This is a genomic window from Lysinibacillus sp. FW301-JW8 (assembly GCF_058788755.1).
This window is the reverse complement of sequence record NZ_JBYTBB010000064.1, coordinates 20565-32853: the sequence shown is the minus strand read 5'-3', so window position 1 is coordinate 32853 and position 12289 is coordinate 20565. Positions and strand designations below refer to the sequence as shown.

The window sequence follows — 12289 nt, the reverse complement described above, 5'->3', positions numbered from 1 at the left end:
TCTTATCCATGAGATTGGTCCTTTTTATTGGATTTGGATAGGTTACTACCACCAAACCATTATAAAGGACTTTTTTGCGCTTACATGTAATTACAGAAAATTACGATTAATTTGAATGAGACATTATTTTAATGCGATGCTAGTGACTCTTTTTATAATTATTAAATATCACACATTATAAAAGGCAAAAGAAGAAAGAAATTCTGCAGTAACATGATATTTCTGCTTAATCCAGAATAGCTTATCCAGTGTCTATGCCTTTAATTTTAGGGGGTATAAAACAAAAAAAGAACACCACCTAATCATTTAAGTGATGTTCCACACCTTAACCCTTTGTGCAGAAGGGAAAAGATGCATCTAAAACAGTATACCAATTTAGAAAAATTAATTGTATCCAACAAATGGATTAAAAAGAAATATAATTCTATCGTATTGAATAATATACTTTTTCAACCAAAAGTAACCATTCATAAAGAATAATAGTAATTAATTTCAAACTCAGGTAAATAACCTTTTAAAAAAGGAAATTTTTAAGGCTATTCAGCATTCAAGATTATAATTAGAACAAATGATTCATTAGTTCCTTCAACATTCCAACCTAATAATTTTAGCTAGGCTTCAGTTCAAATTATGTTAAGTGAGTAGGTTACAATAAAAATTAAAACGATTAAAGGGGATAGAGGCAGATTCTTTAAAACTATTTCCTTCTCCTAATTTGATGAATGGAGTTCATTAAGAATCGAGTAGCATATTCAGCACAATATTCTTTACATTATTTATTGGGTAATGGTTTTTCTGGTCGTTTAAAACAGTATTTACATTCTGGATCACTACACTTTGATTCTAACCAACTATTACACTTTGGACAGAAATAAGCATCAAAATCATCGTAATAAACTAGATTGAACTTACAATTAGAGCAAAAATTATCTTGTTCAACTTGACCATCAAATACAAAGTTATCAATTATCACTTTATAACCATCTACTTTTATTTTCATAAACAACAACCTCCACTATTGATTAAAACATCTCTACAACTTCACAAAATATGGTCTACACATTTCTTCATGAGTATGTACACCTCTACAATGTTACTTTCCTGATATATGAGATACACATCTTTCAACTGCTAGTCAAACGCTTATCTAGCAGCATGACCTGTGAGATGTGGCAATTTTTGATAACTATATAAATGCCATTTAAATGAATTATAAAAAATCTCTTGTTTTGTCTGTTCAGATACAAACGCAAAAGTATCATCCCATTTCTGTATAAGACCATCTACTCCCAGATTGTAAGTAATTGCAATAACTTAGTAGTTTATATAAAATATACTTTTACATCAAGTACAGACCTATAAACATGTTGCAGTTCTTCATCAGACATCACATTGAGTATTTCAACAATCTTTTTATGGAATCTCTAATCATCTTTTTATTTATGATAATTCTTCAATAGAATTTTATATTTTAGAGATAATATGGTAATAAAAACTCCGAGGAAAAATGCTAATAACAAATTTATACACTGGAAGAATCATTGATATGGTTAATATTATTATAACAGGTTTTATGTAACAGAAAGTCAATTAACTGGATTCATTATGGTATTGCGAAAAATCTCAGGTAGACTTATACGTGGTCATTTTACGTTCACATTTTACAAAGTAACGTTTTGATTTTTCGATTATTCTAGCTGGAAATGTAACATCAATATCCTCTGTTGGCTTACCAACTAAAACAAATCTGACAGTCTCTGTATCGCTTATTCTTTCTAAAGTAATGGGTAGTATTACTTTAGAGTTTTCAGGAACTATTACTTTTTTTAACGCTTCGACTCCGTATTCAGTAATTAATTTTAAATGTGATTTACATTTATATTTACTTGGATTATTAATGGCTAAATAATATTCTCGATTATTTTCAATGCTATCAACTTCTTTTGATAAACTTTTATCTTCGTACAATTCCAAAATATTTACACCTGCTTTAGGATTTCCTACCTTTTTTAGTAGAGTATAATTTTCTTCAATTGTTGAAGATTTAACTCCTTTATTTATAACATTTAAAGCAAAATAGTTTTGTGTTACAGCTTCTTGTGTCTGTTTAATTTCTATTTCATTCTGAACATCCTTTTCTAAATACTTTTCACCGAATATGTAAACTATATGGTTCCCAGAAGGGATACCAATTAGTGTAAAGTCGACCTTCTTGTCACCATTTTTTGGAACTTCGATCATATGATACTGCTCTTTCTGCCCATCAATATCAATTAAAATTGGGCTATTATCGTCCTCTAAAAAAGCATAAATTATTTTTCTCTCATCTTTCTGTGTACTATGAGTTAGTTTATATGACCCCTTAATTTCTCCATTTTGATCTGTTTTAAAAGCCAATTTAATTTTATCAATTTCATATTGTTTATCAATATCAATTTCTACTTTTCTTCTCTCTACCATTTTCTTAATGTATCCTTCTTCCGGTAATTTTACTTTATCTATAATTTTCTCATCCCTTTCTTTTTCTAGGTTAACATGGCAACTATAGGAAAAATGCAACCAACCTAGATCACCAAAATCTCAATCATCCACATATATGTATATAATTTATACCTTTGACATTAAGAATTTAGAAAATGGGTTCATCTTCTTATCTCTAATTGCAAATAAAGGACATTCTTGTCATCTACAGATAAGAATTTTTCATTACCATAGTTAAATTTATTCCCTCGTTTGCATCTAATGTATCTATATGTATCAAGAAAGAAATGAAAAACCTGAGTAGCTAAGTATTACCTATTTGAATAAAGTACTAGAATTCCTTTACTTCATTACTGTTTGAAAAAATAGAACTATTTAAAGAATTTACAATCAAATTAAAGGTGTCAGACCTTGTCCACTGGGGAAAATGAGCAGTGTTTTTTATATTGAAATAGACTTTGGGAGATGTGATACTTCGATAAAAATTAAAAACTATTTCAGAGGAAGCATGAAGATCATACTCTCCTTCTATAAAAGCTATTGGAACCTTAAAATTTTTATAAGCAGAAAAATCAATTTCTGATACTTCGTGCCATAGCTTAACGATGGACTGTTCGGAACCCTTTAGTCGTTTTATACAATCCATTAATGAATAGTTTTTGGAAAAAATAAAATAGCGATATAATGATAAATACGTACTTTTTCCATATAGAGAAACGCCTTGTTTGATTAGTTGACGCATAAAAAACATTAAATCAGCATACCAATTATCTTGATTAAACTTTGTGTTTAGAGAAGAAATTCTGTTTTTAAGACGATGATTATCAATATGACTTACAATGTATTCTTTACTTTTTTTAAACATTTTTTGCGAACAAATAACTTGACCAACTCCAATATAAAAATGTATCAATTCTGGATAAGAAATAATGAATTTCATTCCAATAATGCTTCCCCAAGAATGTCCCATTAAGCATATTTTCTCTTTTTTGAAGTCAAAAAGGAGTTTTTCAATTAAGACCTTTAAATCAAGAATAAAATTATTTATAGTAATATGTTCACCATCTCTAAATTTATAATATGATTTTCCAGCTCCCCTTTGCTCCCAAATGATTAAAGTATAGTTTTTAGATAAATCTGAATTAAAATGCTCAACAAGAGGTAATGCCGCATCACCAGGACCTCCATGTAAATATATTAAAATAGAATTATCCAAATTAGTACTTACTACTTGAACATATTGGTTAACACCATTTATGGAATACCATTTGCTGTAATTATACATTTTTTCTCCCTACTTTCGTTGACACAGATGTGTCATATAAGTATAGTCTATAAATGAAATAATAGATTTGCAACCAATGGAAACACATTGGTAGTAAGTGTGTCAGGAGAAAAAATGGGAAAAAAAGAGGATATAATTAATGGTCTATTTTCCGTTATGGAAAAATACGATTTTTCACTAATCACTGTTACCCAAATAACACAGGAAGCTAGCGTAGGAAGAAAAACCTTTTATAGATATTTTAAAAATAAAGAAGAAGTGCTTGAAGAATCTATAAATTTGTTATTCTTAGAGTATTCCACTTTTCAAGAAAATTATTTTTCTTCTAAATATGAAGTGCTAATTCATAATCATTTTTTATTTTGGAGTAATCATTTAACATTTCTTAAACTTATGTATAACAACGAGCTAATGTTATATATTTTTAAGCAATATCAAAAGTATGTTCCTAAGCTTAATCAAAATTATTTAACTGATAAAGAATTTAAACCTATCACTGCAATTTATGCAAATGCATTTACTATTGGGATATTTTGGTCAATACTTTACACTTGGATAGAGAATGGAGCAAAAGAATCTCCCACTGAATTAGGAAGTATATGTATACAGTTTTTACAAAATAGAGTATAACATTATTATTGAGGAAGAAAGTGGTGGCGATTGCCTGATGTCATGCAATCAAATGAATCACTTGGACTACCAACTAATACGTTTAGTAAAGTGAAAAAAAGCCTAGGCTCAAAACCTAGGTTATATGTTATACGTATTCATTTACAATTATTGATTATTCACAAGTAATAGACCAAGAAAGTGACATAAAACCTCTTTCTACTATGGGTGAGCCATTGTTATCATAGCACATATTAGATTCATTTATTATTACGTCACTGACAAAGTAAGAGTTAATGAATAAACCAATGACCATTGCAATAAATAATAAAGAAATTATGGCAAAAAGGTTATTATAAAACTTTTTACTTGTATTAAAAGTATCTTTCACCTCATATCACCTCCCTGTTAATATAATGCAATCTCTGTTTTTTAATTATTCTAGTGCTTGTTTTTACTATATCAAATTCCCTAACCAAAGAGGTATATTTATCCTAACATTACTATCACTTCCATTTCAATAGTTACTTTATCCCGCTTTTATTGCCATTTTTGGTGCTTTATTTAGGTAATTTTGGTTTCTATCAACCAATTTTTATCTATACAATTCATGGTGATTTTCTTAAAATGATAAATAGTAAGTTAAAAAAGAGAGGTTTGCATAATGAGAGATTGCCCAAAATGTTTAGCTCCTAACGCTTATGAAAAGATACAAAAGGATGGTTATATTTCATATATTTGTGAATACTGTGGGTCCGTTATGGAAGATACTATGATTTTAGAAGAAGATACTACAATTACAGTAAAAGATAGTGTTACAGAAAGTATTGCACCTTCAACAACAATAATTAAAATTGATAATGAGTCAAAAAGTAATAAGCCATTTATTCTATTACTAGCTCTAATACTCATTTTTTGTGCCATACCATTTGTAACTAATGATTCTTTCCTTAACGATCTCAAAGAAATTATTAATATTAAGGTTGAAAATAATGAAACGGAATAATAATCCCAATATTTCAAACCGAGAAACTACAATTACATCTACTAAATTAAATCAATTAGAGAAAGAAATGAGAATGGAAGATGTGTTTTAGATGGATAAGCAAAAAATGCAACTGTTTTTGGTGGTTTAGTTATCCTAGAATATGATGGGGTAAATGAAATCAGCACTGTTTACATTCATTATCAAGATGGAAAATTATTTTTTTAATGATTTTGGAATAATGGTCAAATCGTCTGCAAGAAGTAGTCATGCAATTCTTAATTGTTTCTATTCCCTGTTTGTCAATAGGTAGCGTTCAAAGAGACGTCTTGAAGGATGGTAGTGGGATTATTTAGTATTGTTAACTATTTTCCTAAAATGTTATTAGAAGGTGGGAGGCATATATAATGATTGATTGTCCAAAATGTTTAGCTCCTAACGCTATTAAAAAAATACATAAGGATGGTTATATTGCATGTATTTGTGAGTATTGTGGATCAGTAATGGAAGATACGATGATTGTAGAAAGCTATACGACTATGTCAGAAAATATTATTATTAAGGAAAATACTTCTCTTGCGAAAATAGAAGAACCAGTAACTGAACTGGAGCAACCTTATTTTAAAAATAAAAAAGAAACATCGTGGCGTAAGATATTTATAGCTATTATATGTTTTATATTTTTTAGTATAGTTTTAGTACTTTTACGAGACGTGAAATTTTTCCCTTAAGTTAGACCAGCTCAATCAGTTATACTTGAGGAATTGAGAGAAAAAAATAGGTATAAGTATCAGCGAGGTTGAAGAAATCGCAACTTATTTTCCATTCAGTTCGAGAATTGGCGAGAAAATAAGCCCAAGAAATAGGTAAACATCCTATCTATATGGTAGCCAATCAATAAAATAGCCCACTTATTTATTAAGAGGACTATTTATGATTTCTAATCTATTACTTATCTTCAACAGACTTAAGTATATTCACCCGAATCCGAGTATTATGTTCATTAGTATTAAAAAATTAATTGATTTATGATTCCATTGTGTGTTTTGCTGTCAATCCAACCGCTTAATTTATGGGCTGCGTCTATCATTTACACAATTTCCCCAATTCTCATTCAGTCCATTCTCTTGATTGCTCTTTGTAATCCTGTTTATATCCCCTGGGGAAATCGAGGTGCTCAGTACCATCATAGCTCCACCCAATTCACAATATTAATTCAATTTTCGAGGATTTTTAAAATAAACAAACCACCTTAAAATTGTTTCTACTGGACCGAGTGAAAAACGCTTTAAATAGTGTTGACTTACTTTTAGCTGAATGCTATAAATGATGACCGATAAAAGGATTCCGACAAATATACCCAATTTCCCAAACAATCCAAAACCGTAACCATAAAAAATAATTGTACAGATTACCGATTGCATTAAATAGTTGGTGAGCGATAATTTTCCGATTGGAGCAAAATAATAGTTCATTTGCGTTTGATAGCGGCAATATAGCCATGCAAATAAGGCAATATAACCAATCGCTAACACATATGTCCCTATCGAATAAATAAATAAGCTATACAGCGTGTCAAAAATAATGATTCCCTTTAGCAAGAACCCGACTGGTACAAGCAGCGCCACTTTTTTATATGTCCCAGTGCTATTTTCTAGCTGTAATAATGCGCCACTTTTCGCCATGCCCATCCCGAACAATATAAATGGACCTACTGCAAGAAAACTTATGCCAACATAGAAAAGCCAGCCAATTGGTAGGATAAATAATAATGTAAAGCCACCCTCTACAATAAATTCACCTAATCGTTGCGTCAGTATTTCTGCATATGTACCATCCTGATAAATCATGATTTCCGCTGCCGTTAAAGGCTTTACGAGCTGTATAAAACTGCTGCCAAGTAAGGCTCCTACACAGAGGATTACTATCAAAATGAAGCCCCAGACAAAATACGTTTTCACATGGCGCTTTAAGAAAAATATTAATAAAATGAAAAGAGTCGAACCATATGTTAATAAAACGTCTCCTTCCCATACAAGTGCAATATGTATAGCCCCTAATACGGATAAGCCAACGGCCCGTCGAAACACAATATTTTTGTACTTTACTCCCGAAGCCTCTCGTGATTCAATCATTTTTATCAAAACATAACCAAATACAAAACCAAAAATCGGATAAAATGACCCTTCCACAACAATTTTCACAAAATAATAACTCACTTTATTAAGCCCATTCGCCGATTCTATAATTTCTACTCCTGATGAACCAAATTGGAAATAAAGCATATTTGCTATTAAAATTCCGATTAGCGAAAATCCCCTTAATGCGTCCATCAGTTCCACACGTTCTACTGTCAATTTCTCACCTTCTTTTATGTCATTATTACTATACGAATGTAATGAAGAATAGTTTCATAATTATTGCAATAAATTGTTTTATATACCAATAAATTAACAATCTAATCTATGAATTTACAGTAATCTGATTTCTTCTGACTATTTCAAGACTAATTTCTTAAGAAATATTTATATTAAAAACACACTCTTTTTAAAATGTAGTTACGTAATAACATATATTGGAAAATAAGGGTAGCGGTTTATCCCCCACCAATCTGAAATTATTTCTTTGACTAGATCAAGATACTTTCTATTTCTCTCTTATGCTTATTCCTTAGAGAAAAGGAGATTATATGAGAGGAACAATATGAAAACGTGTTAATCGTTGATATTACTCATTTGGACTACCTAAAAATCGCCCTTTGCAAAGATTTCAAACTTGTGCCTTAGTCTAAGCCACTTCATTGATTGAACATAGCCTATAGTATATCAATTGAAGGGAGCTAAAAAATGGTAAATCCAATGCGTTTTAATGAAGGACGCCGATTTTCTCCAGGTATGAGGCCATTTTTTCCAGGTGTGAACCCGTTTTTTCCAGTAGGAAGCCCATTTTTTCCAGGTATTAACCCGTTTTTCCCAGTAGGGAGCCCATTTTTTCCAGGTATTAACCCGTTTTTTCCAATAGGGAGCCCATTTTTTCCGGGTATTAACCCGTTTTTCCCAGGTATGAGGCCATTTTCCCCTGGTTTTGGGAATCAAAGGTTTCCCCGTTTCCCTAGATAGCTATCTCTATCCTTTAACCAATTATATAAAGGTACTGGGAGTTATTTAAATGATGTTCTTAACACTAAAGAAAAAAGCATCCTCAAAAGAGAACACTTTTATATTGTTTGCCATTAAATTACTCGCTGAATTTAGTAAGTCTTAGAAACCTTTTTCACTTAATGAACTACATGATTTTTTAGATGCGCTAGAGAAAATAGGGAAAATCGATATCATTGTTATTAACCACACTATCTGCATTTTCTTGAGGGCTATGCTCCTTTAAATAAAGGTCTGAGGCAACGTGATACCTATTCAAGAACATTGCCTCTGCTTTTTCATAGCTTCCAAATGCAATCGTCTCTCGTTTAGCGCCTCTTTTTCTAGCTATCTCAAAATCTGTTTGTACAAAAATCTTATAATCCCAAAGTGATACTAGCTCTTTTTTTAATACAAACGTTCCATCAATAATGAATATGGAATGTTTATTTGCAATCTGCTGTTCAGGATTAACATACTCATCTTTTTCTAAATCTAGTGATATTGTTTGATAATAAAGATTACCTGTCGGCCCTAAAGGAGTTAAAAGTTTCTCTTTAAATGCTTGATAATCATGAGCATCCTCATAGTACCCTACAGCTGAATCATTGCCTTTTCTGTATCGAAGGGCTCTAGGGTTATGAAAATTATCAATACTCGTCCGTATTACTTCCTTGTTATTTGTTGCGCCATACACATCCAACAAACTTTAATCTATACTGGTACAAATGCAAAAAATAAGGACATAGCAGATCAGGAAGATTGCTATGTCCATTTAGCTCAAAAGATGGTAAGAGATGCTGCAGCTATTTTTGATTCCATCGTAAAAATATTATAAATTGCTTACATAATTTTGAAGTTGTGGAAATTCCCGCCGCTCTGATATAAACACACACAATTAAAATTCGTAATTAAACGTTGTTATATCAACGTTACTTCGAATCATCCATCTTCAACACAGCAGCCATAAACGCTTTCTAATTCATAATCGAATTTTATTATATTTTCTTAACTTCTAAAAACTCTCATAAACTATGAATTTATAAGGTTTCTCTAACCTATTTTGCATTAATTCAAATTTTCACAAAACAAGGTAATTTTTTATCTTTCGCAAGCAAAACGTCAGCAAGATATTATTTTTTATTAATTGTACAAGCATTGTTACTGATAATTAAAATTCGATGCTTTTTGCTCGCGTTATGATATCAATTTTTTTCCACCCAATCTGAACTTCGCCCCAATTGTAAAACAACGTTGTACAATTGGAGGTGCAGTTCATTTTGGAGTGGTCTTTTAGTTTATTCAATTAGCCGCTGTTGAATTTTTCTTGTATACCTTGATGTCTTTTTTAAAGGTCATTTTTCCTGTTTGCCCGGGTGCTCAAGCCCTTTGAAAGTTTAAATAATTTTCCCATTTAATTCATTTTGTGAACGAATTAAATTATGTTCAAGGTATATGATTCATCCTCTAATCTTTGGTAATTTCCCAACCATTTAAGTTTAAAAAACTAAATGTCTTGTATGAAGCATGTTTCGGCCTTTCTGCTAAATTGAAATTATTTTTTCTGGTTTACAGATTTTACCCTTAAGTTCAACTATTACTTCTTGAATAGTCTTTATGTTTTTACAAATAGATAGAATTATTACAACCTCTAAACAAGTATTAAAATTAAAAGTTGAAGGAATTATATGTGCTCTACAATCAACATTGGTTATTTCACATTTAATGTCGGTTTCATCTGAGGCACATATGACCACTGTTTCTATTTCTGAAAAAGGAAAAATCCGTTTAAAACATATTTCCTCTTTTTGATTAATAAATTCAACGCAAACATAACCTTCTGTTAAAATATCTACTCTGTTTAGCAAAATTGTATTTCCCAATTCGTTTACAAATTGGACATTTTCTCTATTATCTGAACATGTCAATTCTTTACAGGTAACTAAACACCCCCTAAAAAAAGAATTGCCATGATAATCTGATAAATAACATTTCGTCTTCTTTATATCCTTAAGTAAATTTACATTACATTCATCATTAGGGTAAAAATGAAGCATTATTTTCAAATCTCCACAACAACTACCCTCATCGTCATTTTTTCCATTACATTGAACTTCTATCGACTCAAGGTGTTTAAATGTGGCTGAAAATGAGCCTCCTTCGAATATTTCTGCTTGTTTTTCTCCATTCACAAATACAGATAATCTTTTCACATTACCCATATTAAAATTTATGCAAATGGAGCCTCCAATTTGTTTAATCCCGTAGGATGACCACAAAGTAGATTTTTCTCCATACGGTATACAAAAATCACAACAAATAAAATCGTCAAATCGATTTTTGTTCCTCATTTTTATAATTTCCTTTAATTTTATAACAGTAGATTTACATATCCAATCAAATACTCGTGGTACTTTGACACAATGATTTTCGTGGTCTTTATTTAAATGCATCTTCTTTAGTCCCTTTCTTAAATGGATACTTTTTATATCCTATGTCTTCGCTTTTAAGAAGGAAACAAATGTGTTCAGATTTAAACTAATCCTTTCGTACTTAATCAAGTATTCTCAAAAATTACAATTTGCTATCCCTCTAAAAAATCTCTCCATTCTTCAACTACAGGAGTCCAAACAATTATAAAGATATAGCATTAAATATAATGAAAGTTCATATTATGATAGGTTGGAGGTGAAATGATTTAATGTGTCAAAATTCAATTTCAAATGGATCTTTCAGTTGTTGTGACTCTAAAAATTTTGTACAGGATCAAGTCTGTAATACTTTCACAGTTGCTGGTGACGATGTAGCAGGGGCAGAAATTATTTATGCTACAAATTCAAATGAAGTTATTTATTCATCTGGATTTATAAAAAGCATCGGTAACTTTCCCATTACTGTACAATTTGTAAAAGGGGCAGACCCTGTTAATGGAACAGGTGGTACTATTGTAAGACAATCGGTTGTCCCAATTGGAGGAGCCTTTACTTTTACTATCTCACGTTTTGATACAATCCGGGCATTTGCCACTGGAGCTACACCAGCTCTTCCAGCTGCTGGAGAATTTTGTATTACTCCTCGTTATGAAATTGGTTAAAAGAATTAGTAAACATAAAACAATTATTTTGACTAGGGTCACTTCCAACAATGTGACCCTTTAATGTTTTTTCAACCCAGTGTTCAATAACTACTCAGCCTGATGAATAAATTTCTTAGCTCATCTAAGTTACAATCCTTCTGTTGAATATCTGATACTTTCTAAGTTTAAATACAATTGAATTAATCACTAATTTCTCTGCATGATTACCTCGTATTAATAATTTTTTTCTTTTCATTTTTTTAAAGTGAAGCATATGATGCAATAATAGACTGATCCAGAAGGAGGGATGGAAAATAAATAACAGTAAATGGAATTCGAGTCAACCAAATGATTCCCTTGAGATTTATGCAGCCAAGTTGGCCTATGTCGGCTTAGCTATTACTACACTAGGAAATGGAATTCAAACAATAGCTGCTGGTCTAACGTTAGAGGCTTTAAGAAAATCCAATACCTCAAATTCTCAAAATGACATGGATCAATCCATGCAGAAAGATAATATGCAAAAACAGATCAATTATCTTATTAACGAATTAAAACAAGTAAAAAAAATTATCAACTAATGTACATACAATATTTCTACAGCTTAACTGACATACAAGAAATAATTACACATGGTCTAACTATCATTAATGAAGCTTTATGAAGTATTAATTTAGGTGAGATGCAAAGTAACTATTTTTTAATGATTGACCTGC

At 30.8% G+C, this 12289-nt stretch carries 11 protein-coding genes; 4 read left to right on the top strand and 7 right to left on the bottom strand.

Features of this window, described 5'->3' with window-relative positions; genetic code table 11:
• Nucleotides 1-772: 772 nt before the first annotated feature.
• From AC3WOM_RS21170 to AC3WOM_RS21160, 3 genes are all read right to left on the bottom strand, one after another.
• Nucleotides 773-1000 carry a hypothetical protein gene (locus tag AC3WOM_RS21170; protein WP_427549132.1) on the bottom strand — a complete coding sequence of 76 codons (228 nt, stop codon included), beginning with the start codon at nt 998-1000 and terminating at the stop codon, nt 773-775.
• Nucleotides 1001-1623: 623 nt separating this feature from the next.
• Nucleotides 1624-2559 (bottom strand): hypothetical protein, encoded by a 936-nt coding sequence (locus AC3WOM_RS21165; RefSeq protein ID WP_492448221.1) that lies wholly within the window; start codon nt 2557-2559, stop codon nt 1624-1626.
• Between the two features lie 253 nt (nt 2560-2812).
• Nucleotides 2813-3766, bottom strand: a complete 954-nt coding sequence (locus AC3WOM_RS21160; RefSeq protein ID WP_492448220.1) for an alpha/beta hydrolase — start codon at nt 3764-3766, stop codon at nt 2813-2815.
• Between the two features lie 114 nt (nt 3767-3880).
• On the opposite strand from AC3WOM_RS21160, the gene AC3WOM_RS21155 reads away from it, so the two are divergent.
• On the top strand, nt 3881-4396 hold the full coding sequence (locus AC3WOM_RS21155) for a TetR/AcrR family transcriptional regulator (protein ID WP_492448219.1): 516 nt from the start codon (nt 3881-3883) through the stop codon (nt 4394-4396).
• 154 nt (nt 4397-4550) lie between these two features.
• Here AC3WOM_RS21155 and AC3WOM_RS21150 read toward each other — a convergent pair whose 3' ends face one another.
• Nucleotides 4551-4766: a hypothetical protein gene (locus tag AC3WOM_RS21150; protein WP_492448218.1), complete on the bottom strand. Its 216-nt coding sequence runs from the start codon at nt 4764-4766 to the stop codon at nt 4551-4553.
• 273 nt (nt 4767-5039) lie between these two features.
• Between AC3WOM_RS21150 and AC3WOM_RS21145 the strand changes: the two genes are divergently transcribed.
• Nucleotides 5040-5381 (top strand): hypothetical protein, encoded by a 342-nt coding sequence (locus AC3WOM_RS21145; RefSeq protein WP_427549126.1) that lies wholly within the window; start codon nt 5040-5042, stop codon nt 5379-5381.
• 386 nt (nt 5382-5767) lie between these two features.
• Nucleotides 5768-6091, top strand: a complete 324-nt coding sequence (locus AC3WOM_RS21140; protein ID WP_427549124.1) for a hypothetical protein — start codon at nt 5768-5770, stop codon at nt 6089-6091.
• Between the two features lie 480 nt (nt 6092-6571).
• Here AC3WOM_RS21140 and AC3WOM_RS21135 read toward each other — a convergent pair whose 3' ends face one another.
• The 3 genes from AC3WOM_RS21135 to AC3WOM_RS21125 form a co-directional block, all read right to left on the bottom strand.
• Entirely contained in the window at nt 6572-7717 is a 1146-nt protein-coding gene (locus tag AC3WOM_RS21135; protein WP_492448217.1) for a DUF418 domain-containing protein, read from the bottom strand.
• Nucleotides 7718-8666: 949 nt separating this feature from the next.
• Nucleotides 8667-9203 (bottom strand): nucleoside/nucleotide kinase family protein, encoded by a 537-nt coding sequence (locus AC3WOM_RS21130; protein WP_492448216.1) that lies wholly within the window; start codon nt 9201-9203, stop codon nt 8667-8669.
• Nucleotides 9204-10041: 838 nt separating this feature from the next.
• Nucleotides 10042-10950: a BMQ_0737 family morphogenetic spore coat protein gene (locus AC3WOM_RS21125; RefSeq protein ID WP_492448215.1), complete on the bottom strand. Its 909-nt coding sequence runs from the start codon at nt 10948-10950 to the stop codon at nt 10042-10044.
• A gap of 248 nt (nt 10951-11198) precedes the next feature.
• Between AC3WOM_RS21125 and AC3WOM_RS21120 the strand changes: the two genes are divergently transcribed.
• Nucleotides 11199-11591, top strand: a complete 393-nt coding sequence (locus AC3WOM_RS21120; protein ID WP_492448214.1) for a DUF3992 domain-containing protein — start codon at nt 11199-11201, stop codon at nt 11589-11591.
• Nucleotides 11592-12289: the final 698 nt, after the last annotated feature.